Origin of the sequence: Marinobacter sp. M5B (assembly GCF_042604615.1) — a bacterium.
GTDB lineage: Bacteria > Pseudomonadota > Gammaproteobacteria > Pseudomonadales > Oleiphilaceae > Marinobacter > Marinobacter salarius.
Map to the genome: position 1 here is coordinate 3,331,332 of NZ_CP156894.1, position 24,091 is coordinate 3,355,422.

Annotated in this window: 22 protein-coding genes; 12 read left to right on the forward strand and 10 right to left on the reverse strand. The window is 57.4% G+C overall.

Going from position 1 to position 24,091, the window contains the following annotated elements:
• Positions 1–182 precede the first annotated feature (182 nt).
• On the forward strand, positions 183–848 hold the full coding sequence (locus AAGD24_RS15120; protein ID WP_379865544.1) for a hypothetical protein: 666 nt from the start codon (positions 183–185) through the stop codon (positions 846–848).
• Positions 849–861: 13 nt separating this feature from the next.
• On the opposite strand, the gene AAGD24_RS15125 is transcribed toward AAGD24_RS15120, so the two are convergent.
• From AAGD24_RS15125 to AAGD24_RS15135, 3 genes are all read right to left on the reverse strand, one after another.
• Positions 862–1,929 (reverse strand): peptidoglycan -binding protein, encoded by a 1,068-nt coding sequence (locus AAGD24_RS15125; RefSeq protein ID WP_379865545.1) that lies wholly within the window; start codon positions 1,927–1,929, stop codon positions 862–864.
• A gap of 12 nt (positions 1,930–1,941) precedes the next feature.
• A complete protein-coding gene (locus tag AAGD24_RS15130; RefSeq protein ID WP_036209409.1) occupies positions 1,942–2,664 on the reverse strand; it encodes a hypothetical protein in 723 nt (240 codons plus the stop codon).
• A gap of 104 nt (positions 2,665–2,768) precedes the next feature.
• Entirely contained in the window at positions 2,769–3,554 is a 786-nt protein-coding gene (locus AAGD24_RS15135) for an ABC transporter substrate-binding protein (RefSeq protein ID WP_075197018.1), read from the reverse strand.
• A 208-nt stretch (positions 3,555–3,762) separates the two neighbouring features.
• Between AAGD24_RS15135 and AAGD24_RS15140 the strand changes: the two genes are divergently transcribed.
• The 7 genes from AAGD24_RS15140 to AAGD24_RS15170 all read left to right on the forward strand — a co-directional run bounded on the left by AAGD24_RS15140 (position 3,763) and on the right by AAGD24_RS15170 (position 12,168).
• Entirely contained in the window at positions 3,763–7,464 is a 3,702-nt protein-coding gene (locus tag AAGD24_RS15140) for a DUF1631 family protein (protein ID WP_305936652.1), read from the forward strand.
• Positions 7,465–7,499: 35 nt separating this feature from the next.
• A complete protein-coding gene (locus AAGD24_RS15145) occupies positions 7,500–7,784 on the forward strand; it encodes a SelT/SelW/SelH family protein (RefSeq protein WP_075197016.1) in 285 nt (94 codons plus the stop codon).
• Between the two features lie 165 nt (positions 7,785–7,949).
• Positions 7,950–8,657 (forward strand): DUF3581 family protein, encoded by a 708-nt coding sequence (locus AAGD24_RS15150; RefSeq protein ID WP_036209399.1) that lies wholly within the window; start codon positions 7,950–7,952, stop codon positions 8,655–8,657.
• A gap of 4 nt (positions 8,658–8,661) precedes the next feature.
• Positions 8,662–9,120, forward strand: a complete 459-nt coding sequence (locus AAGD24_RS15155) for a DUF4112 domain-containing protein (RefSeq protein ID WP_036209398.1) — start codon at positions 8,662–8,664, stop codon at positions 9,118–9,120.
• A 99-nt stretch (positions 9,121–9,219) separates the two neighbouring features.
• Positions 9,220–9,438, forward strand: a complete 219-nt coding sequence (locus AAGD24_RS15160; RefSeq protein WP_126811866.1) for a hypothetical protein — start codon at positions 9,220–9,222, stop codon at positions 9,436–9,438.
• Positions 9,439–9,489: 51 nt separating this feature from the next.
• Complete coding sequence (locus AAGD24_RS15165; RefSeq protein WP_305936651.1) at positions 9,490–11,373, forward strand: amidohydrolase family protein; 1,884 nt, start codon at positions 9,490–9,492, stop codon at positions 11,371–11,373.
• Between the two features lie 51 nt (positions 11,374–11,424).
• Entirely contained in the window at positions 11,425–12,168 is a 744-nt protein-coding gene (locus AAGD24_RS15170) for a maleate cis-trans isomerase (protein ID WP_305936650.1), read from the forward strand.
• On the opposite strand, the gene AAGD24_RS15175 is transcribed toward AAGD24_RS15170, so the two are convergent.
• Both AAGD24_RS15175 and AAGD24_RS15180 read right to left on the reverse strand, forming a co-directional pair.
• Positions 12,165–13,058 (reverse strand): DMT family transporter, encoded by an 894-nt coding sequence (locus AAGD24_RS15175; RefSeq protein ID WP_075197011.1) that lies wholly within the window; start codon positions 13,056–13,058, stop codon positions 12,165–12,167. The genes AAGD24_RS15170 and AAGD24_RS15175 overlap by 4 nt on opposite strands.
• A 144-nt stretch (positions 13,059–13,202) precedes the next feature.
• Positions 13,203–13,682, reverse strand: a complete 480-nt coding sequence (locus AAGD24_RS15180; protein ID WP_136633410.1) for a hypothetical protein — start codon at positions 13,680–13,682, stop codon at positions 13,203–13,205.
• Between the two features lie 221 nt (positions 13,683–13,903).
• On the opposite strand from AAGD24_RS15180, the gene AAGD24_RS15185 reads away from it, so the two are divergent.
• A complete protein-coding gene (locus AAGD24_RS15185; RefSeq protein WP_007152648.1) occupies positions 13,904–14,080 on the forward strand; it encodes a DUF1328 domain-containing protein in 177 nt (58 codons plus the stop codon).
• A 26-nt stretch (positions 14,081–14,106) separates the two neighbouring features.
• On the opposite strand, the gene AAGD24_RS15190 is transcribed toward AAGD24_RS15185, so the two are convergent.
• On the reverse strand, positions 14,107–14,631 hold the full coding sequence (locus AAGD24_RS15190) for a shikimate kinase (RefSeq protein ID WP_036210277.1): 525 nt from the start codon (positions 14,629–14,631) through the stop codon (positions 14,107–14,109).
• 179 nt (positions 14,632–14,810) lie between these two features.
• Between AAGD24_RS15190 and AAGD24_RS15195 the strand changes: the two genes are divergently transcribed.
• Entirely contained in the window at positions 14,811–15,512 is a 702-nt protein-coding gene (locus tag AAGD24_RS15195) for a lytic transglycosylase domain-containing protein (RefSeq protein ID WP_075197010.1), read from the forward strand.
• A 5-nt stretch (positions 15,513–15,517) separates the two neighbouring features.
• On the opposite strand, the gene AAGD24_RS15200 is transcribed toward AAGD24_RS15195, so the two are convergent.
• Together AAGD24_RS15200 and mtgA are read right to left on the reverse strand one after the other, a co-directional pair.
• Positions 15,518–16,144, reverse strand: a complete 627-nt coding sequence (locus tag AAGD24_RS15200) for a LysE family translocator (RefSeq protein WP_036209386.1) — start codon at positions 16,142–16,144, stop codon at positions 15,518–15,520.
• Between the two features lie 36 nt (positions 16,145–16,180).
• A complete protein-coding gene (mtgA, locus tag AAGD24_RS15205; RefSeq protein WP_036209384.1) occupies positions 16,181–16,882 on the reverse strand; it encodes a monofunctional biosynthetic peptidoglycan transglycosylase in 702 nt (233 codons plus the stop codon).
• 64 nt (positions 16,883–16,946) lie between these two features.
• Here mtgA and AAGD24_RS15210 point away from each other — a divergent pair, with 64 nt between their 5' ends.
• Positions 16,947–17,639 (forward strand): pseudouridine synthase, encoded by a 693-nt coding sequence (locus tag AAGD24_RS15210; protein ID WP_136633719.1) that lies wholly within the window; start codon positions 16,947–16,949, stop codon positions 17,637–17,639.
• A 55-nt stretch (positions 17,640–17,694) separates the two neighbouring features.
• Here the strand turns inward: AAGD24_RS15210 and AAGD24_RS15215 are convergent, their stop codons facing one another.
• The gene (locus AAGD24_RS15215; protein ID WP_075197007.1) at positions 17,695–19,437 is read right to left on the reverse strand and encodes a PHB depolymerase family esterase; all 1,743 of its coding nucleotides are present in this window, start codon (positions 19,435–19,437) and stop codon (positions 17,695–17,697) included.
• A 232-nt stretch (positions 19,438–19,669) separates the two neighbouring features.
• On the opposite strand from AAGD24_RS15215, the gene AAGD24_RS15220 reads away from it, so the two are divergent.
• Entirely contained in the window at positions 19,670–20,314 is a 645-nt protein-coding gene (locus tag AAGD24_RS15220) for a DsbA family oxidoreductase (RefSeq protein WP_075197006.1), read from the forward strand.
• A 49-nt stretch (positions 20,315–20,363) separates the two neighbouring features.
• Here the strand turns inward: AAGD24_RS15220 and putA are convergent, their stop codons facing one another.
• Positions 20,364–23,993, reverse strand: a complete 3,630-nt coding sequence (gene putA / locus AAGD24_RS15225; protein WP_305936649.1) for a bifunctional proline dehydrogenase/L-glutamate gamma-semialdehyde dehydrogenase PutA — start codon at positions 23,991–23,993, stop codon at positions 20,364–20,366.
• Positions 23,994–24,091: the final 98 nt, after the last annotated feature.

Here is a 24,091-nt window from a genome sequence, read left to right on the forward strand (position 1 = left end):
TACCTGCCGGGAAGCCCTTACTTCCAGTAACAAACTGGCTACTTTTCTACAACGGAAGAAATGACAGAAAGCGCCTAGTTTTTAATCAATGCTTCCGGTAAAGCCGCCGGACAGAATTTCCGACAAGAACAACAGCCAGGCAGGAGGTGGGCCCTTCTGCCCGTGGTAAATGGAGAACAGCCATGTCAGCAGCAGTTGATCATCTGGACGAACGGCTCCGGGACGACGGAGAATCACTTGAGGAGATCATGCCCTCAGCCATCACCCTGGCCATGATGTTGCGCCACCGGACGATGGCGTCGTGGATGCGAATCGAGTTTGACGGCTACAGTGATACTTCGGAACTCCCGCCCTACCGGCGCGATGTTCCCGGCCATATCGTGGCCCGCTCACCCCAGTATGGCTGGATCCCCGCCCCGGTCGACGACAAGCAGAAGCAGGACTTCGGCCATCGAGACATGCCAGAAGGCATCAAATCCCTGGAAAAAACCTGTATGGCCTGCAAGAAAGGCACGGGCCACCGTATTGTTTTCGACAAAGAGGAAATGGCCACCCTTCAGGCGCATATCAACCTGACCGCCGAGCTGGCCATTACCATCAGCAGAGACAGCTATAACAGGCTGCTACGCGTTGTTCGTTGCGCCCTGTATCTCTGGGAACAGGAACTCATGGAACACGGGCTCAGTGGGGACCATAATTCCTACAGCGCACAGGAACGGGAAAAAGTTGCGCACCTCGACGACCCCGAGCGGTTCTGGCGCAAGGCACTCGAGGACAACGCCGATCTGCCCATTCCCGACGTGCGGGAAACCGGGTTCTTCGAACGTTTCTTCGGGCGGACGGGCTGACAGCCTCTGGCATTTAACGGTCCGTCAGCTTGATCTCGATACGTCGGTTCTGTCGCAGCGCCTCGGCAGAACCGCCCGAAGCAACCGGAAAAAATTCCCCGAAACCGGCAGCCACCATGCGGTTCTGGGGAACACCTTCAGAGGCGAGGTAGCGCACTACGGCCACGGCCCTGGCGGTGGAAAGCTCCCAGTTCGAGGGAAACGCTTCGGTATTGATGGGAACCCGGTCGGTGTGGCCATCGATGCGCAGAATCCAGTCGATATCCTCCGGAATGGCGTCCACCACGTCCAGCAGCACTTCTGCCAGCTTGTCCAGCTCCTGTTGGCCCTCCTGCCCAAGGCTGGCGGAGCCGGAGGCAAACAGCAATTCCGAAGGTAACAGGAAGCGATCGCCGACAATGCGGATATTCTCGTTATCCTGCAGGATATCCCGCAACCTGCCAAAGAACTCAGACTGATAGCGTTCCAGTTCATTGACTCGTTCGGCAAGCAATGTATTCAGGCGCTTTCCCACCTCTTCCAGTTCGGCTTCCTTCTCGGCCGTGAGGTCCTCCTGTAACCGCAACGCAGCGGTGATGCGGCCGAGCTGCGCCTGCAGCGCCGCAATCTGGTTCGACAGCTGCTGGATAATCGAACGCTGGGAGGCCGTCAGTTGCTCTTCATCCTCCAACTCCGACTCCGCCCTGGCGACGGCCTTGCCAAGATCCTCAACCCGAAGGGCCTGGGCCTCAGCATTGTATTGTTGCTCCAACCGCTGGGCCTTCTCCTCCTCCAGCTCCTCACGAAGTGTATCGTTCATCGCAAGGCTTTCGCTGAAGCGGTTCTGGACCGCGGCCATCTCGTTCTCCAGGGCGGCGGTCTCTTCCTGCTCAAGACCGAGCAACCGGGAAATCTCCTGCAAGCGGCTGTTGAGCCTGGCCAGTTCCGAATCCCGATCCGAGAGGGTTTGCGACAGGTACAGCTGGCTGACCACGTAGATCAACAGCATGAAGATAATCAACATCAGTAATGCCGACAGTGCATCGACGTATCCGGGCCATACGTTGATGCTGCTGCGGGTTCGACGCCGGGAACCGATCATGGGATGGGCCTGCTATCGCGGATCATCGTCAACCCGGTCCACGAGATTGGTTACGCCAGTCAGCCATTCCTCCAGGCCGTCGTAAAACCGGTTCTGGGCGTGGCCCGCCTGGATATCCAGAAAACCCAGGACCAATGAACCGCCAAGCCCCAGCAAGGAGGAACTGAACGCCGTGCCCATACCCTCCAGGGGTTCCAGCAGCCCAGACTGCAGGCCGGCAAACACCTTGCCGAAATCCTCCTGGCTCATGTCCAGGTTTACAATGACGGCGCCCACGGAATTGATGGTTCCAAGCAGGCCCCAGAAGGTGCCCAGCAATCCCAGAAAGATGAGAAGACTGATGAAATAGCGGGTGATTTCCCGCTGTTCGTCCATGCGGCTGTGGATGCCATCCAGCACCGTACGCAATGACATGGTGGACAACGAGAAGCGGTCACGCTTGGAGTCATCATCCAACTGTCGCGCCAGCGGCTTCAGCAGACGGGGTTCCTGCAATACAGAGAGTCCGGCGTTGCCGGTGCGAAACTGCGCAATCCAGCGCAACTCCGGAAACAGCACGAACACCTGACGATAGGTGATGGCAATGCCAACCAGGAGCACGCAAACAATTAACAGGTTGAACACCCAGTTCGCCATAAACGCGGCCTGCAATGGTTTGTGGATCAATGCACAAACCACCACAACGACCACCAGGAACAGCGTCATCCAGAAAAGGGTATGCTTGGGATTGCTCATTAACGCCACCGCATTCGTCGGGAAACACGTTAAAAGCTAGCACAAGCTTGCCATTACTGCTGTCCACAACCCCACTGGTTGCGTTAAGGATTTGTTACCACCGCTCAAGGCTCGTAGCGTTGAGCGATACTGTCCAGGGCGCCGCTGTCTCGCGCTTCATCAAGCGCTGCCTGAAGGTCCTCCACAATGGCCGGGGCCGTTTCGTTGCTGACCGCCAGGTACATCGGCGTCTCACGGAAAACGAGAACCGGTTTCAGGCCAGTGATGTCGTGCTCTTCCTCCGCCACCAGAGGCCCCACGAGACCATCTGTCACCCAAAGGTCGGCCTGGCCCAGCACCAAACGGCGAGGATTCTGCTCACCGGACACATTCATGACCAGATCAAACCCCTCACTCACCAGATAGTCCGACATGACGTCACCCTTGTACCCGGCAATCTTGTACTGCCGGGCACCTTCGAGGGACTCCAACTGGATGTTGGAATCGGGCGCGGCAAACAGGGTCCACTTGATCGACGCCAGCGGGCCGACCCACTGAAACTCGTCTTCCCGCTCCTCGGTTCTGGCGGTGCAGAACAGAGCATGGTTCTCCCGCCCCTGGACCCATTCGTAGGCACGGCTCCAGTCCCGCATCTTCATGACGTATTCGTAGTCCACCCGCTCCATCATGGTTTTAACCATATCGGTACAGATACCGGTGATATCGTCTTCATTATGGGCGAAGCCCTGCCCCGTGGTTGACGCGTTATAGGGTGGGTAGTTCTCGGTGAAGATATACAGCTTCTCGTCAGCAACGGCCGACGACACCACCGCCAGCATAAGGAGGCCTTGCAAGACCGGTCTAATGAACTTCAACGGGCCGGTCATTTCTGGGCCTGGTTTGGCTGGCATGCTTTTGTCCTCGTCGCAATGGGTAGGGGTATTGGTAGTTTAGGCTAGTCACTTTGAGCAATAATGCCAATACACCCGTCAATACCTTATCCATCGGAATAAACAGATTTTCCGCTGAAACTGGTCTACCGTGAGGTGTGAAGAAGTGTAAAATCTGAATGCATGTTTATGGAATTGTTGGCAGCCGGCCTGCCCAGGGACCCCGTTTATGACAGAAAGCCAGACCCGTATCACCGGCCTCCGTCAAAACGCTCTCATCGTTGTTCGCGGTTTTATTCCTTGTGGATGTGAACTGGTCGCGGCCTCGTCCGGCGACGACGGCGCCCAACTGACACTGGCGAACCTCACTTCGCCTGGTCTGATACAACACCTGAATGGGTCGGACCACACTCCCGCCGAACTATTTCTGTTTGACGGCAATCACCCCACGCGTGTGAGTGGTGGTCTACAAGCTGCCGCTGGGGACAGTGTGCGGATGACCAGTGATCCCCACGACGCGGAAACCATTGAATATCTGCGACGCTTGCCACAAAGGATTCCTGATCAGCTCACCCCACCCTCCGCCAGCTTGCCGTCGTTGCGAGATACCTACCAAAAACACACCCGGCGCCTGCTGGGCACCCTGGTAGCCGACTTCATCGACCACGCCTGCGAGGGTATCGGGGACGACCTTGAACAAGCGGCGGAAGTGCGTGAGATCACCCGTCTGAAGGACATGCGCTTTATCTTCAACAGTCGGGGGGAGCAGATATACCGGGATTTTACGCTGCAGTTCCAAGCGTTCGACCACCAGCTCAACCCGAGTAAGGACAACGACAGCCAAAACGGCGAACTCAGGGTCGTGGAGCAGCATGTTTTTGAGGACTGGCTGGAACTCCAGATGGTGGCATCCGAGCTCGCCAGCAAACACACCAATACGCTGTTCGTGCTCAGCCAGTTGCTCAACCAGCTTTTTTCCTGCGATATCAACGACCGCAGCAACCCTCTTTCACCACTGTCACTGTGCACCTGTCTGCAATTCGCCATTGATCGACTCGGTATTGCCCGACAGCATCGCGGCACGCTCTACCTTGCTTTCGAGACCGTGCTGGATGACCTCTGGCCCCGAGCCGCAGAGTCGCTGAACCGCGACCTTCGTGCAGCGGGCCTGCTGGCGCTCGATCTGACCAGCTTGCCTTCCAACTGGTCACTGAGGGAATCCAATAAGGCCCGGGAAGCACCAACGGAGACGCCCCATCCTGAAGCATCGGTGGTAGATTCCACGCCCCCCGCGGCACCCGCCTCTGCCCCTGGGCGTTCGTTACTGCGCCTCATGAGCCTGCAACAGGATCCGGGTAACCTGCGGGATACCTGGCCACGCACCAACCCACAGTTTACCGCCGAACTGCGACCGCACAGAGATGATCTGCGCAAGGTGCTGGGCGAGCCGGGCCCCAGCATGGAGGAGGCCATTCGAAACCTGGCATCCTCCAATCCGGATCTGGAACAGGCACTTGATGACGGTACGTGGGACAAAGTCACCCTCGTGGATCGTCTGTTCGCCCCACTGGAGCATGAACAGGGGCTGAACAGAACGCTGAGGGAACAGCTTGAACAGTTGAGACTTCCGGTTCTGGAGGTCCTGCTCGATACCTCTGAATTCCTGGATCGCGACAACCACCCGGCCAGGACCATCGTCAACGATCTTATGCGCCTCTGCCTGGCCGAGCGGAGTTCAAGCCGCAACCTGGAACAGACGGTGACGGGGATTATCGATGAACTCATCCAGACGGAAGAACGGGATGAAGCGTTTTACAGGTCCATCGGTACCCGGTTGCAGGGCCTGGTAGAACGCCAGGAACAATCGTTCCTGAGGAACTCCGAACGTATCGCCAAGACCCTGGAAGGCAAGGAGCGACTGCGGCAGACGCGGCTCGGCGTGCAGCGACGCCTGAACATGATCCTGGCGGATAAAGCCGTGCCAACAGTACTGCTTGATCTTTTGAACGCAGGCTGGGAGCAGTTGATCGTACTGGCGGTATTGCGGGAAGGCGCTGAGAGCCAAACCGCCACAAGTTTCATTAACATCGTTGAGCAGATCCGCCTCTGGCTATCGGGCGGAGAAACCAGCAAGGATCTCGCATTTGAGCGGGAACTGGAAAGCGACGCGTTGATCCAGCTTATCGACAGGGAACTACGTACGGTTGGCGAAGTGTCTCCAGTTCGCGATGTGGTGGCGAGGCTGACCCGGGAATTGCATCAGCAGGTATCGACCGAAACAGTAACCCTCGACGCCTATCCCCCGGGTTCCTGCCAGCTGGAGGAAGCGGAGGCCTCTACAGAGTCAGTTGACACCCGCTGGGCCCGGCGTGCCCAGGAAATTGGCGTGGGCGATTGGGTTGAGATTGTCCTCGACAATGGTGAAAAACGTCGCATGCGACTGGTCTGGGGCGGCAAGGATGTCTTTCGCTTTGTGTTCCTTTCGCCCCAGGGACTGGGTGAGGTGAGTTATCAATATTCCGAATTCGTGTCGAGACTGGCCCGCGGTGACGCGTGGCTCGTCAAGCAGGGAGACATTCCCTTTGTCGACCAGAGCCTGTTCGACATCGTTCAGGGGGTCTACAGCAAGCTCAACTTCGAAGCCACTCACGACGCCCTCACGGGATGTCTTCACCGGCATGATTTCGAGAAGCAGTTGGCCCAGGCCCTGTCCGTAATGGACGGCAAACCCGGTAGTCATACCCTGATGGTGTTCGACATCGACGAATTCAGTGTGATCAATGCCACCTATGGCACCGGCGTCGGCGACGAGCTCCTGAAACGGTTTGCCTCCCTGCTTCAGGATCAGGCTTCGGGACACTCCGGCGATCACTGCATCGGTCGACTGGGAGGTAACGAATTCGCACTGCTGGCCCAAAAGATGCCGGTGGAGGAAGGACTGGATTTCTCCGAACGGCTGCGTGACGCCTTTCGAACCGAGTCACATACCGTTGACGACACCGAATTCTCCGCCACCCTGAGTGCGAGCGTGTGCCCTTTCGAAGACACCCTACGCTCTGCCGGCGAACTGATGAACCAGGCCAACCTGGCGCTCAAATCCGCCAAGAAGAAAGGCGGAAACAGCGTTGAACTGGTTCGGGACCAATCCCAGCAAGTGCCCACCTCGGGCCCCCAGTGGGTACCCGAAATTGACCGCAGCATACGCGATGGCAGCCTGTACCTGAGAGCACAGCGGATCCTTCCCCTGACTGATGGCAGCAACGGTGACATGTACGAACTGCTGCTAGGCCTTCAGAACTCCTCCGGCCAGGAAATTTCCCCACAAAGTTACATTGAGGCCGCGGAACAGTTCCGCCGGAGTTCCCGTGTTGACCTTTGGGTGATTGACGAAGCAATAGACTGGATGGAAGGACACCCAGGCGCCATGGAGAGCATCCATACGTTCAACATCAACCTCTCCGGCGCATCATTGAGTGACGACGCCTTTCTGTTCGCCCTGGAAACGAGGATGAAGCAGCACAACGCCCTCACCCATCAGATCTGTTTCGAAGTCACCGAGACGTCCGCCGTTGCCAACCTGCATTACGCCGCCGATTTCATGACCGAGATGAAGCGGCTTGGGTGCCGGTTTGCACTGGACGACTTCGGAACCGGCCTGTCCTCCTACGCCTACCTGCAAAAACTACCGGTGGACTACGTCAAGGTGGACGGCATATTCGTCCGTGACATGGCCAGTAACCTGACCAACTACGCATTGGTTCGATCCATCACCGAGTTGTGTCATTTCCTCGACATGAAAACCATCGCCGAATATGTGGAAGATATGGAGACATTGGAGCTGCTTAAAGAGATCCAGGTAGATTTCGGGCAGGGATTCTGTATTGCAAAACCCCGGCGGATGGATAGTCTGGGGGCCACCGCAAAAGCCTGAAACACCACAATCACCGAATCAACGGGAGACCACCCATGCCAAACAGCGTAAGAATCACCTACTGTACGGGCTGCAAGTGGATGCTTCGATCCGCCTGGATGGCCCAGGAACTGTTGAGCACCTTTGAAGAGGAGCTGAACGAACTGACCCTGATACCGGGCACAGGCGGAATTTTTGAAATTCACGTCAATGGCAAACGCATCTGGTCACGTAAGGAACAGCAAGGCTTCCCCGACATCCGGGAACTGAAGCAACTGGTTCGAAATGAAGTCTCGCCCGATCGATCACTCGGCCATACCGACGGGGTACCCACAGCCTGAGCACTCTGGTGTACATGCAAACCGGCCGCCATCATCGCCGGGCGACATAGCGAAACCATTTATTTACGTCCAGGCCTTAGACATTGGTTTCGTAGTGTCTTGCTGCAAAGGACGTTTCAGGCCACTATCATGGCATCTCTATTTGCGAAAACGAAAAGGTAACGCATGTTTCTTGAACGCTACCACGCCACCCAGAACGGACTCGTACTGATCAGCGCGACCCAGGCCAGTCGATTTGCCAAGGAAGTGGCCGGTGATTTTAATCCGATCCACAATCCGGATGCCCGGCGTTTCTGTGTTCCCGGAGACCTGTTGTTTGCCCTGTTATTGTCACACTTCGGCCTGTCCCGACAGATGACCTTCCATTTTCGCAGCCTGCTCGGCGAAAATGTTCCACTGGACTTCCGCGAGGACGACGACGGCCTGATCCGCGTCTACGATCAGAATGACAAGGTCTACATCGAGGTGGAACGCAGTGGTGAGCGGACTCACGATGACACCGTGATTGAGAACTTCACTCGCTGCTACGTGGCCGCGTCCGGCAAGAACTTCCCCCATACGCTCAAACCGCTGATGGAAAATGCTGGCGTGATGTTCAATCCGGACCGGCCAATGATCATGTATCAAAGCATGAGCCTGGCCCTGGATACGCTTGATGCGCCAAGCCCCGACCTTGAACTCCATAACGCGGAGCTGAAGCCGGACGGAAAGCGTGGCAATGTCTCACTGGACTACCGGCTGATTTCAGACGGCAACGTTGCCGGCGAGGTTTCCAAAAAGCTTGTGGTCAGTGGCCTTCGTGACTATGACGCCGGTGCCATGGATGCCGTGGTAGAGGAGTTCTATCGGCTCAAGGAAAAATCCTGGGATTGATGGGATGTCAACGCCCGTAAGCCAGGAAGAGAAACAGGCAGCTCTGGCCCGCCTGAACCGATTCAGTCAGATGGCCGATAACGCTATTGGCATACCCTTCACGCGCTTTCGGATCGGGCTGGAACCCATCATCGGCCTTGTTCCGGTACTCGGCGACCTGGCCGGGCTGCTCATGTCCTGCTACGTACTCCTGGAAGCGCACCGTGCCGGAGCCAGCCCCCGGGTCAAACAGCAAATGGTCAGGAACATGCTGATCGACTTTTTCGGCGGCCTTGTTCCGGTCATTGGCGACGTCTTCGACTTCGCCTGGAAGGCCAATGTCCGGAATACCCAACTGCTCAGGGAGCACCTGGAAACCGAACTGAACGTTCAGCAAAAGCCGCGGTTCCCCTGGATGCAATTCCTGGTGATCGTGGGCACCCTGGCAGTATTCACCGCCCTTGTGGCGGTATTTGCGCTCTGACTCAGGGTCACTACGGATTTATCCCCAATGCTTTCTGGCCTTAACTCGGTACATGTCACCCTATGCCTGTGACCCGTCATCACCAAGAGGACAGACAACATGGCAAAGACCCAATGCTCCAACTGCGGAGCCAGCCTTCCCACCGAAACGCCTAAATGCCCGGAATGCGGGAGCCTTCAGAGCTCCAGGCCCAAAATGATTATCGGCGCCGCCGGCGTTCTGATCGCAGCCCTGGCCATCGTGCTCGGCGCCATCTATGTTATAGCCAAGGATGAGCCCGCTAATCCGGCCGGTAGCACCACCGAGATCAGGCCCTAGCACCCCGTCTGGCTTCTAGGGAGAACCATAACAACAAACCATGAGGCACGCATGAGCGATACCACACCCGATACAGTCTGGGACTATCTGATCCAGGGTGCCAAGGTCTTCGACGGTATTGGCGAATTACCGGTCCGCGAAGACATCGCCATCGCAGATGGCAGGGTCGCAGCACGAGGGCCGGACCTTGATCCGCAAAAAGCGCACAAGGTCATCGATGCCACTGAACGCTGGGCCATGCCAGGGTTGTTTGACATTCATACCCACTACGACCTGGAGCTGGAGGTTGCCCCTGGCCTGCCCGAATCCGTGCGCCATGGCACCACCACGGTTGTCATTGCCAACTGTAGCCTGGGGCTGGCGTTTGGCGCACAGCGCAAGGACGGTGCAGACCCGATTGTGGACTGTTACGCCCGAGTGGAGAACATTCCCAAGGACGTCCTGCGGGCGACCGCCGATCGAGTGGACTGGAAGAACCCGAAGGAATACATCCAGCATCTGAACAGACTTAGCCTGGGCCCGAATCTGGTCACCATGGTGCCGCACTCAATGTTGCGGATTGAGGTCATGGGGTTTGACGCCAGCATTTCCCGTGACCCCACGGAAGACGAACTCAATGCCATGGAGGCCTTGCTGGAGCAGGCCATGGATGACGGCTATGCCGGATTCTCCACCGATGCCCTGCCGTTCCATTACCTGGCCAACCAGCCCAACACCCGCAAGACCATACCCACGCAGTTCGCCAAGTACCCGGAAATCAAACGGCTGACGGACGTGGTACGGCGCAAGGGCGGTGTCTGGCAGGCCACGCCACCGAAAGACAGCACCATGGGCACCATCAAGACTTTTCTGCTCAGTTGTGGCCTACTCCACGGCAAACCACTCAGAACAACGGTGGTGGCTGCCCTGGATGTGCAAAGCAACCGCAAGATCGTGCGGCTGGCGAGATTGCTGGCCCGGGTTCTCAATTCCCGACTTTTGCGGGGTGACTTCCACCTGCAGGCCCTGGCCGCCCCCTTCAAGGTATGGTCCGACGGCGCCGTAACGCCGCTCTCCGAGGAGATTGAGGAACTGCGTATTCTCAATGAGACCGAACTGGAGGACCGTGAGGGCCGGCTGAAAATCCTCAACGATCCAGCCTACATCGAGTCGTTCAAAGCCATGTGGATGAGCGGCAAAACCGGTTTTGGTCTCAAGCGCCTCAAACGACTGGTACGCCTGGAGGACTACGCCTTCAATCGTACCCTGGCGGACATGACCATCGACGTATGCCCCCTGAGAGAATGGCAAGGCCTTACCTTTGCCGATGTCTTCGCGCGGGTGAAAGCCGCCAACGCAGAAAAACCACTCGAAGGCAGCGATGCGGAACGGGCCCTGCTGGAAGAACACTTCTCTGGGGTGAAAGACGAAGGCGATTTCGTGCTGGCGATGCTGCGGGCGTTCGACCGTGATCTGAGCTGGTATACCGTGTCCGCGAATCGGAACGAACGCGTTGTCCGCAACCTGCTGATGGATCGGCAACTGCTGCCGGGCTTCAATGACAGTGGTGCCCATCTCACCAACATGGCCTTTTACGACGGCAACCTCAGAGCCCTGAAACTGGCCTCTGACGGCGGCGATATAGATGTAGCGTATATGGTACGCCGTCTCACCCGAGACCCCGCTCGTGTGTTTGGCGTCAAAGGGGGCGGCATCGAAGTGGGCGATCAGGCCGACCTTATCCTGGTAGACCCGTCAGCCCTGCGCCGCATGGACCACAACAATACGGTGCAACGTCAGTACCGTGAGGCATTTCAGCACGAACAACTGGTTAACCGCACCGACGGTGTGGTGCCCCTGGTGATGATCGCAGGTCATCCAGCGTGGCACGGAACGTCGTTCGACAATGCACTGGGTCAGAAAAAAATGGGCACCGTACTGGACACCACCTTCTGACATCCCGCAATCCTGTTGCCAACACTGCCTGAACTCTAATACTGTTCAGGCATGGACAAGAACACACCGGTTCCCCGCCTTGCCTTTCTTTATCCTGGACACGCTGCCGAGGATGACTACCCACGTCTGGCCGGAATGATCTCGCCACCGGCTGAGGTGAGAGTCATACATACGGCGTTCGATGAAGATGCACATACCGTTGACGCACTCACCGAAATGGGAAGCCCGGCGCGCCTTACGGAAGGAGCCGGACACCTTGAAAGTGCGGATATGGAAGCCGTTCTATGGACCTCCACCAGTGCCAGTTTCGTTCGTGGCATCGACGGTATAGGGGAACAGATCGAGACGCTCGAGAACCTGCTTCATATCCCGGCCTCTACCACGGCCATGGCATTCGCCAGGGCGGTTACCGCCATCAACGCCAGGCGGGTCGCCATCGCGGCTACCTACCCGCGGGACATAGCCCTGCTGTTCAAAACGTTTCTGGAGCACTTTGATATCGAAGTGGTGCACATAAACTGCCGCGGCATTATTACCGCAGCGGAGGTGGGCACGCTGGAGAAAGAGGCCGTATTGAGGTTCGTGACGGACAATGACCACCCGGACGCAGATGCGCTATTGATTCCCGATACCGCATTGCATTCCGCCGCCTGGCTGGAAGACCTGGAGGCAGCGGCGGGCAAGCCGGTACTGACCGCTAATCAGGTCAGCTTCTGGGAGGGGCTGAGGCTGTGCGGCAAACTGACCCCGCAATCCGGCCTGGGTACCCTGTTCCGGGTAGACCCCTGGAACTAGGCCGCCTGTTTTCGCTGCTGCGTTACCACCAGGGCAACCCCGGTGATGGAGATAACACCCCCAATCATCGCAAGCACGCCCAGCCTTTCATCAAACAGCCAGTACGCTTCCAGCGCTGTGACAGGTGGCACCAGATAGAAAAGACTGGCCACCTGTGAGGCAGCACCGCGCCTGATAAGCCACATCAACAGCAGAATCGCCCCGATGGAAACACCGAACACCAGCCAGACCATCGACCAGATCAACGGCTGAGCCCACACCACCTCACGGGTTTCAAACGCAAAGGCACCAACGGCGAAAAACGTTGCCGCAGCACTGTACTGAATGAACGTACCCGCGACGAGATCCGACTGGGTGCCGTTACGTTTCTGGTACACCGTGCCCAAGGATATTCCGCCCAGGGACAGCGCAGCCCAAAGCAGAGTCCAAAGCGGGAAATCGGAGGCGGAAGCACCACCGCCGAACTTTTCCAGCAACACCAGTGTTACACCGACCAGGCCCAGTGCCAGGCCCAGCCATTGCCGGCTCGAGACACTTTCCTTCAGCACCAGAATGGCCACGGCCGACGTTACCAGCGGCTGCAAGCCGACAATAAGCGACACGATTCCCGACGGCATGCCCCCCTGAATCGCGTAGTAAACCCCGCCCAGATAACAGCCATGCACCAGCAGGCCTGTGACCGCCAGATGACCGGCACCACGCCAACCAGGCCAGCGGGTTTTCATTATCCAGGCGAGTACGCTGAGCAGTACCAGCGTAAACAGCATGCGTATCAGCAGGAGCGTAAACGGCTCAGCGAAGGGTAAACCATACTTGGCGCCAATGAAGCCCGTGCTCCACAGCCAAACAAAGAGCGCCGGCACAAAAAACGAATAGAAAATCGGGGGCATACGGTTAACCGAGAGGCAGACGAATGTGAGTCTGCCCACTGTAACCTGTGACTGACAAACAAAACAGATACAGTAAACGGAATTAACAACCAGTACAGATGTTCAGGGCGGGTCTGTATGGCCGGTGCAATTCCGAAACGCCGTCTAAATGCTGTCGTTCTTCTTGTCCGAGTCGTCCATCAGTTTGCGCTCGGTTTCATTCCACTGTTCTGACAAAGCGTCGTAGGCGTTGGAGAAGCCCTGCTTGGCACGTTCCCAGGCGGAGGATGAACTGGCCTGCAGCTCGTCATACCATTGCTGGACGCGTTGCCGCTGCTCCTGCAAGGACTCGAGGCTTTTCCTTGAACGTTCCCGGGCCGTGTCACTCATGTCGTCCCAGTTCTGATCCAGTTCCTGCTGTAGCGTGTCTATGCGCTTGTCGAGAGCCGAGAGCGTATTTTCAATGGCTGTTTCCGCCTCTGCTTTCTGGTCCGCACCGAACTCCTGCAACGCCCGGCCAAGCTCGCGGGTTTCTTTTTTCAGCGACTCAACCGAAGAATCCCCGGACGATTCCGCCTGCAGGGAACCGGACATGCCAAGTGCAAGAACGAAAGCCAGAGAATAACCGAGTTGTTTGAAGAGCATTGAAATTCTCCCGATATTATTTGGTAGACAGTAACAACTTTTGGCGTAAAACCGCACCTTAGCAAAGCTTAATCAACCGACAATAAAGGTAATTAGACCAACAAAACAATCGTTTGCAGCACAAATCATTCTCTTGCGAAGCGTTTTCGGACTTCCACTATTTGTGGCTTTCAGGCCCATGTGCCACTTTGAACATGACGTTACACAACAGGAGAAATACTATGCTCTATTGGGCTATTGTATGCCTGATCGTCGCGGTAATCGCCGGCGTACTTGGTTTTGGTGGTATCGCGGGGACAGCCGCAGGGTTTGCGAAAATTCTGTTCTTTATCTTTCTGGTTCTGCTGGTTATTTCACTGGTGGCCAACGCGCTTCGGGGCAAAGGACCGAAGCCCTAGAAGTCTTCGCGTCCGGCGGCATGTTTTTAACGTGTCGCCGGCATCTGCAACATCACCGCCGATATGTCGTCGCAAACGTCTTCCTGACTCTTACCAACACAATTGACTGCCACGTCCGCAGCCCGCGAGTAAAGCTCAAAACGTTCCCAAAACAGCTGTTCCAGCGACTGATCCGGTCGTCGGGAGATGCCACGGGCGCTGTAATCCCCTATCCTCGCAATGACCACCTCCAGCGGAATATCAAGAAACACCACGAGACCATCAGCTTTCAGGTGGCTCATCGCAGGTTCGCTGTAGACGGCGCTGCCGCCCGTGGATATAACCTGACGCCGCACATCCAGCCTCAGCAATACCTGCTCCTCAATTCGCCTTAGTGCCTGATAGCCATCACCGTCGACAATGTCCTGCAAGGTGCGACCTGCTTCCTCCTGAATCAGCAGGTCCGTATCGATAAACCCCAGGCCAAGCTGTTTTGCCAACAGCACCCCAACCGTACTTTTGCCGCTGCCGGGCATTCCGATGAGTACAAGGTTGCTGCGGGACGTATTCAAAGGCACAGAATCTCCAGGATGTCGCCAACAATGAGAATTGACCGGCTATATTGAGAAAAGTAACACTTTTCCGACAAACATTGCGGTTTCTTCAGGCAATTAACGCCGTATAATCCGCCTTACGGTTGTTATTTACGAATGCAGGCGGCGTTCTTGATCATGCACTCCAAGAGTCAACGATGATAAGCGGCAAAACCCTTCTCACTTCCTCGCTCGCATTTCTGCTACTGGCTTTCGTTGCGCCCGTATCGGCGGACAGTATCAAGCGTATTGTGCACCCCGACGGTACCGTGGAGTACACCAACGTCAAGGGCAGTGGCGACAAGCGTGCGTCAACAAAGGATGAAGTGGTTTACCGCTACACTGACGACAACGGCGTGGTTGCCTACAGTGGTATCCAGCCCGCCAGCTCGAATTTCAGTGTCATCCGGTTCCACTGCTACGCCTGCGATCCGGATTCCAACGTGAATTGGCGCACCACACCGCTGTTCCTGTCGCCCTACCGGGATGAAATCAAGACGGCCGCCAGGGAGTTCAACGTTGACCCCGCTCTGGTTCGGGCTGTCATCCATGCGGAATCGGCGTTTAATGACAAAGCCCTGTCGCCCAAGGGAGCCCAGGGGCTGATGCAGTTAATGCCTGCCACCGCAGAGGAGCTGGGTGTTCGCAATGCCATGGTGGCCCCGGAGAATATTCGCGGTGGAGTCAATTACCTGGCCCGTATGCTCAAGCGCTTCGACGGTGACATCAAGCTGGCAACGGCCGCCTACAATGCCGGCCCGGGGGCCGTCGGGCGCCATGGCGGCATACCACCCTACGCGGAAACCCGCGCCTATGTGGAGCGGGTTGGAATCCTTCATCAGCGCTACGCCAGTAACTGACCGGCCTAACCGAACGCCAGCCAGGCGCCCACCAGCATCATCAGACTGCCCGCCACACGGTTAACCGTGCGAACACCACCGCCTTGCTTTAGAGCCTTGCGCAGAGTCTTTCCACCGTGGGCGTAGAGCTGTAGGCAGAGGAACTCCAGGGCCAGTATGATCAGGATGAGAACCGTGAGTTGTGGCGCCATTGGCAGTTTACTGTCGATAAACGGCGGCAATAGCGCAATGAAAAACGCCCAGCCCTTCGGGTTGGCAATAGCGGTCACAAACCCCTGGAGCGCCAATTGCACCCTTGAACTCTCCACCGGTTGCGAATCCTCCTCCGGCATGGCCATTTTGCCCCGGGACTGCCACATCTGGATGCCCAGCCAGGCAAGGTAGGCGCCGCCTACAACCTTGAATACGTCGAAGGCCGTCGGGTACTTCAACATGAAGGTTGCCACACCTACTGCCGCCGCAGTCGCCACTACAGCCACGCCAACCAGCTCCCCGGCCATCATCCACAGCGCCCGTTTCACGCCAATGGTAATACCAAGGGACAGCGCCAGGGTCATACACATGCCCGGCGTAATGGACACCACAAAAAACGTCGGGATAAACGCGGACAGCAGGGCCAAGTTCAGTGACATCACAGACAGACTCTTACGTTGAGAGAAACCGAACTCTTAATTATACAGTCCACGCAGATAATGCAACCCGGACAGCTGAGCCATCTGCCCACGAATCCAGGCCACCCTCTCCCATACATAGGACGAGGGGCTGGCGGCACTGAGCACTTTCGGATTGGGAAGAACCGCAGCAAGCCGTGCTGCCTGGGTTTGCGACAGCCGGCTGGCGGGAATGCCGAAAAAGGCCCAACTGGCAGCCTCAACACCGTAGATCCCATGGCCGAATTCGGCGATATTCAAGTACACCTCCATGATCCGACGCTTCGGCCAGATAGCGTCGATACCGAGCGCCAGTCCGGCCTCCAACGACTTGCGCACGAAACTGCGTCCGTTCCACAGGAACAAGTTTTTTGCCGTCTGCTGGGTGATGGTGCTGGCGCCCCGCAAACCCTGGCCCGCACGGTATTCCGCAAGTGCCTTGCGAATGGCGCTGAAATCCACCCCCTGATGGTACGGAAAGCGTTGATCCTCACTGGCCACCACTGCCAACGGTACCCAGGGTGATATCTCGTCCAGGCTAACCCACTCCTGTCTGAGCTCGTGGCTGGAACCGGAAAACAGATGCCCCAGCATGAAGGTGGACGTCGGCGGATTCACGAACCGTAGCAGGACAATCAATGCGATTATCAGCAGCAAAAAGCCCACCAGTAACCAGGCAAGCGCGCGCAGGGATTTTTGGATCACGGATCGTTGAGCCACGGTGTTATCATCACCCAGGTTTGGGAATCACGGAGAAAGTCGGAAAGACTATAACATTGCCACTATGAAGCTTTCCCGAATTCTCAGTAATCAAAACGGTGTCAGCCGCAAGCAGGCCAACGCCCTGGTCGCGGCCGGAACGGTTACAGTGGACGGTTGTATCTGCAGGGAGACAGCCCGGGAAGTCGACCGTTTCAGCACTGTAGCCTGCAACGGCAGGGTTATCCAGCACGGGGACCGGGCCCACTACCTGATGCTGCACAAACCGGCCGGATACCTCAGTGCCACGGCGGACAAGATTCACAAAACCGTAATGGAGCTGATCGACCCGGAACTGCGAAAAGACCTTCACATTGCCGGCAGGCTTGACCGCGCCAGCACCGGTTTGTTGATACTGACCAATGACGGAACCTGGTCACGAAGGCTTACGGAGCCCAGGGTAAAGCTCCCCAAAGTCTATCGCGTCACCACGGTCGAACCGGTTTCAACCGATGCCATAGAGCGCTTCGCGCAGGGAATCTGGTTCGAATACGAACAACTGACCACCTCTCCTGCGCGCCTGGAACCACTGTCTGCCAACGAATCCAGGGTAACGATCTACGAAGGCCGCTATCATCAGATCAAGCGTATGTTCCACGCAACGGGCAACCGTGTGAGTAGCCTGCACCGGGAACAAATGGGCGCGATCACATTGGACCCAACGCTGAAACCCGGGGAATTCCGACCACTCACCACCCGCGAAATTATTCTGGAATAACAACGAAACAGGGGGCGGTTTTCCGCCCCCTGTGAGTGCCTGTCTTCGATGGCGATCAGTTACATTGGCCGGCTTTGAAGACGCCGCTGTCGGTCTCCTTCACCCAGCTGTAGGTGCCGGATACCGCGCCCAGGTAATCGTTACCACCGGTGGTGTAGTACCCCCCTGAATAGTACGCCCGGCCAGCGGTATCATGGTTGAGATGGGTGTCGTTCCAGTCCTGGCAGGTGACATCGCCGCCGGAGCCACCACCATCACCGCCTCCGCCGGTTCCGCTGCAAGCGCTGGGTTCGGACGTATACCAGAGCCCCGGATCGCCCTCATAGAGGGTGACATTGCTCCAGGTGTCGAAGGAGCCCCCGATGTCGATGTCGTCGCCACTGGCATAGGCCCTCAGGTTGGAGTTACCTCCAGCGTAGGCCCGGTTTGCCGAGATGTGGGCATTGGGCGACGCTGTCGCCTGCTCGCAGGTCTCGGTAGGTGCGTTGGGGTCATACACCTCGACCTGACGACTTTTCGTAGTGGTATTGCTGTCGCTGTCAGTCGCACTGTAGTCGCAGGTGTAGGTTCCGACCGTTGACGTATCCACCGCACTGCAGTCAGCCGTTACCGTCAGTGAACCGTCCTCGGCATCCTGCCCGGTGGCACCCGGATCGGTAAACGTGGTGTTGATCGCCACGGTCATCGGGTTATCGCCGATTAGTGTGATGACCGGAAAACCCTCGGGCTCGGTTCCATCGCGGCTGTGGCGGTTAAAGAAATCCCAGATGATATCCGGATAGCTGGGCCCCACCCTCACGGACCATTTGCCATTATTACCATGCTCTCCGCCAACCCAGTAGTGACCATGATTGGTATCCTGGGTATTGGGGGTCGACAGGGGGCCGTCCAGGTAGACGGTTTCAACCACCGAACGCGCTCCGTTGGTGCCATCCTGGGTATAACGGATGTGCTCGCAGCTGTGGTTGTTCTGGTAATAGGGTGAACAGGCGACTGACGAGGCATAGGCCTGGCCCGTGGTCTGGAACCCGGACTCGCCAAACACCTGCAGGTGCGCATCCCGGGTGTTATCAGCCGCCTCTTTCAGCACGGTACAGTCGTTCTCGTTTTGCAACACCATGAGCGGGATCGGATACTGGTCGTCTACTTCCGACTGCATGTCGGAGGATACCCGCGATACGCTGTGAAACGTCGCACTACCGGGGCACTGTCCGGACAACGAGACAGACGCAGAATCCTCACCGTACGGCAGGCCCGAGGCAGGCGCGGCCGCTGCCCAGTATTCGTTATGGGCCACCGAGGCTACGGTTGCCATGGCACCGCCGGAAGACAGGCCGGTGATATAACGGCGATTGGCGTCAATGGTGTAATTGGACTCAACAGCCTGTGCAATCTGGTGCAGGTCCTCCACTTCGCCAGCGCCTTCATGGCGATGGTGGTCAAACCAGAAGCCCCAACAGTTTTCATTACGCAGCCCGTCGTAGCTGGTAATGAAGGGGGCAACCAGAATGAACCCGTACTCATCGGCGGCGGCTTTCAGCCCCCAGTCATTGAGCACGTCGTTGTTGGTCTGTTTGCAACCATGCAATGCCATCACCATGGGTGCAGGCGATTGCACGTTCGAGGGCACGTACACCTTGTAGTTACGGGCCCTGGACTGATTGTAGGATTGTTGTGGCAGGGTATAGGAATCTGTCTGGCCCGCGACCGCGGGAAGAGCAGGAATCATCAGGGCGGCGGAGGCCAGCAATGCCGATAGCGTGCCACCGCGCACCTGACGTGCGATGAGTTGGAACATCTTGAGCTCCTTTTATTGGATTTATTGTTCGGCAGTGTTGCAACTGAAAGATACGTGCCAGGATTGCAGGTTGCTGATTTCCCTCATCCCAGGGACTGTTCCGAATAACGATATGCCCGGAACGCCGGACAGAGGTGTCCGCGCGCCCGGACGGCCAAGAGCCTGCACGGGCAGTCATCCGCTTAACTTTCAGGTACCCTGCCCTTATTCGCCCTTACACACAGGAGCCACCATGACCCCAATAGCCATCGACATTGTTTCCGATATTGCGTGCCCCTGGTGCGCCATTGGTTATGCCCGCCTGGAAAAGGCGATGGACGCCCTGAAAGACGACATGGACTTCACTGTTGCATGGCATGCCTTTGAACTGAACCCGGACCCATCCGGTGACGGCGAACCCATCCTGCCCGCCCTGAGCCGAAAATACGGCCGTAGCGAGGACGAGATGAGAGCCAATCAGGCGCAGATGATGGACATTGCCAAGGGGCTGGGGCTGAACTTCGAGAAACTTCAGGAACGCTACACTCGCAACACCTTTGACGCCCACAGGCTGGTGAAGTGGGCCGGTGAGCAGGGCAAGCAGACCGATATGAAACTGGCGTTTTTCGAGGCCTATTTCGGACGCGGTGAGAATATTTCCAATCCGGATACGCTGATCCACTGCGTGGAAACGATTGGCCTGGACGGCTCGCAAGCGCGCGAGGTACTGGCGTCTGACCAGTATGCAGAGGCTGTTCGGGAGGAAGAGGCACAGTATCAGCAGGCAGGTGTGTCGGCAGTTCCTGCTTATATCATTAACCAGAAGTACCTGATATCCGGTGCGCAGGAGCCAGACACCCTGATCAACGCGTTCCGGGAGATCGCTGACTCTGCCTGACCAAAACCCTTGCAACGCCCTTCCCTGGGCGTTGCAAGGTGACAGGTCGTTACTCGGATGCTGCAATCAGGCTGGCGTTGCCACCCGCCGCCGTGGTGTCCACACACAGGTGGCGCTCAATCACAAACCTCTGGTCTAGCTTGTGTTCGGTGATCAGCGGTAGCAGCGCACCTTCCCGCTTCGCCAGGGCCTGACGGTACTCCTTCAGCAAGGACGGCTCAGCGCAGCTTGCGGCTGCCTGGAAACCACGCGCCTGGGACAATGCCTCTGGCTCCAACAGGCCCTCAATACCCACGATCGGCAAACCGGCCTTGGCAGCACGGTCAACCGTATCCTGGGTGCCCGGCGCAACCACAACCACCTTGTTGCCCTGGGACAAAGCCATTGCAGCCTGCTCCAACGCGGTTTCCTTGTCCGGACCAAGACAGAGCACCACACCTCGGGCATGATTGCTCAGGCGGTTCAGCTCACCCGTTGGCCCCGGCAATTCCTCGGCATGGGCGTCCAGCGGTGCTGGCACATCACCGAAAACAGGCTTCATGGCTTCAATTCGTGGCTCCGGCGCGGGCGCTTTCACATCCGCTACCTTGCCAATCAGCCCTTCAAGCTTCTTGATATCCACTGCTTTGGCACTGATATCCGCCGGGCGTTCAACCGTTTCACCTTTCAGGAAACGACGCACGTACTGCGGTCCGCCAGCCTTGGGGCCGGTACCGGAAAGACCTTCACCACCAAACGGCTGAGAGCCGACAATGGCACCGATCTGATTGCGGTTAACATAGGTGTTGCCCACCTTGATACGGCTGGCGATGCGTTCAACGCGGCGGTCAACACGGCTGTGAACACCGAAGGTCAGTCCATAGCCCTTGGCGTTAACGCTATCAACGACTTTGTCCAGGTCCTTGGCCGCGAATGTGGCCACATGCAGCACCGGGCCGAAGATTTCCTCTTCCAGCTCTTCAATGCCGCTGACACTGATCACCGCAGGTGACACGAAGTTGCCTTTCTCCGGCACCGTCATTTTCTTCATCAGCCGGCCCTTGGCTTCATATTTGTCACAGTGGTCGACAATCTTTTTTCTGGCCGTCTCATCGATGACCGGGCCAACATCGGTGGACAGTAACCAGGGATCACCAATGCCCAATTCATCCATCGCGCCATACAGCATTTCCAACAGATGGTCGGCAATGTCTTTTTGCACATACAGCATGCGCAGTGCAGAACAGCGCTGGCCCGCGCTCTGGAAAGACGACGCCAGAACATCCCGCACCACCTGTTCCGGCAGCGCCGTGGAGTCCACGATCATGGCGTTCAGACCACCGGTTTCCGCCACCAGGGTGGCATCGGGGGCCATGTTCTCGCTCATTTTCTTGTCGATGCGCTGGGCCGTCGCAGTCGAGCCGGTGAAGCAAACGCCGGCGACCCGCGAATCGGATGTCAACGCCCCGCCAACCGTCGCACCGGTGCCCGGCAGCAACTGGATCACATCTTCCGGAATACCGGCCTGGTGCATCAGCTCCACGGCCCTTACCGCCAATAGCGAGGTCTGCTCGGCCGGCTTGGCCAACACAGCATTGCCTACTACCAGGTTGGCAAGAATCTGGCCGGTAAAGATCGCCAGCGGGAAGTTCCAGGGCGAAATACACACCACGACTCCGCGCGACTCACCGCTGTCCTTGTAGCGAATACCTTCGTTGGCATAGAACTGGGCGAAGTCCACCGCCTCCCGAATCTCAGCGACGCCATCCAGCAGCGACTTACCGGCTTCGCGGGTGGCCAGCGCAAACAGCTCGTAGGCATTTTCCTCATACAGGTCAGCGACCTTGCGAAGACACTCGGCCCGCTCTTCGGCGGACCGGGCCGACCAGGCCTTGAAGCCTTCCTGAGCTGCGGTGATCGCTGTGTTCACGTCCTCCTCGGACGCCTGCGTCACATGGCCAACCGTGTCTTCCGCGTCGGCGGGGTTACGGACCATTTGCACTTCCGCACCGGATACTTCGCCAGCGATGATCGGACCGCCTTTCCAGCGATGGTCACGATAGGCATCCCGGCCTTCGTTGATTTCCGCAACCGTCACCGGATCGGTGATGTCCCAACCCTTGGAGTTTCTGCGCTGTTCGCCGAAGAGCTTGAAGGGGTGGACGATCGCGTTGCTTGAGATATTACTGCCCATCTCTTTAACGGAGTCTATCGGGTCTTTGGCGATGTCTTCTGGCGTAATGCTCTTGTCCACGATCTGGTTCACGAAGGAACTGTTGGCGCCATTTTCCAGCAGGCGACGTACCAGATACGCCAACAGGTCTTTGTGGGGGCCAACCGGGGCATAAATCCGGCAAGGCACACCACTGGTTTTCAACACTTCGTTGTGGAGTGATTCACCCATACCGTGCAGGCGCTGAAACTCATAGTTATCCACGCCTTTGGATTTGGCCAGCTCGAGCACCGCCGATACCGAGTGGGCATTGTGGGTGGCGAACTGCGGATAGATCCGGTCGGTCATGTTCAGCAGCTTGGTTGCGCAGGAGAGGAACGAAACGTCACTGCAGGCCTTGCGGGTGAATACCGGGAAACCACTCAGGCCCATTACCTGGGCGCGTTTGATCTCGGCGTCCCAGTACGCGCCTTTCACCAGGCGCACCATAAAGCGACGGTCGTACTTCTCAGCCAGCCCGTACAGCCAGTCCAGCGCGAAGGCTGAACGCTTGCCGTAAGCCTGAACCACAACACCAAAACCGTCCCAACCGGCCAGTTCCGGGTCTGCGACCAGGGCTTCAATGACGTCAAGGGACAGATCAAGCCGATCCTGTTCCTCGGCATCAATATTGAACCCCATATTGGCCGCTGCGGCCTTCTTTACCAGCTCCTTGGCGCGGGGCAGCAGTTCGTTCATCACCCGCTCTTTATTGCCGTACTCGTAGCGGGCCAGTAGTGCGGACAGTTTGACGGAGATACCCGGATTCTTGCGCACATCGCCTTTGCAGGCCTTGGCAATACTATCAATGGCATTGGAGTAGGAGTCGAAATAGCGCTTGGCGTCCTCATCGGTGCGGGCAGCCTCACCAAGCATGTCATAGGAGTAGGTATACCCCTTTTCCATGTATTCTTTGGCTTCGTCCTGGGCTTCGTCGATATCACGGCCCAACACGAACTGACGGCCCATTTCCTTCATGGCCTGACCGGCAACCGTGCGAATGACCGGCTCGCCGAAACGCTTCAGCAGCTTACGCAACGTGTCACCCACGCTGTGTCGCTCAGAGTCTTTCAATAGATTGCTGGTCATCAACAGCGCCACGGTCGCCGTGTTGATCAGTGCTGAGGACGCCTTGCCTACGTGAGTACCCCAGGCGCCAGAAGTGATCTTGTCTTCGATCAGTTCGTGAATGGTCATATTGTCCGGCACACGCAGCAACGCCTCCGCCAGACACATCAGTGCAACGCCTTCCTTGGTCGTGAGGCCGTACTCCGCCAGGAATTTTTCCATAATGGTGGACTTGGCATTCTTGCGGACGCTGCGTACCAGATCGGCGGCGCGCTCCGAGATTCCATCGCGCTCTGCCCGGGTCAACTGGGCGCCAGCAATCATCTCACTAATCACCTTGTGTTCGTCCGCGAGGTAATAATTGCGGATGGCCTGCCGGCTATCGACCAGTGTGGGAGTCTCTGATTGCTGCGGTCTCATGGTTGAACCCTCTCAGTTGTTTATCTTTCCCGCATTCTACCGGGAACGACAAAGACTATTTGACTGTAAAAACCATACAAGCGCGACGTTCAGGCTTT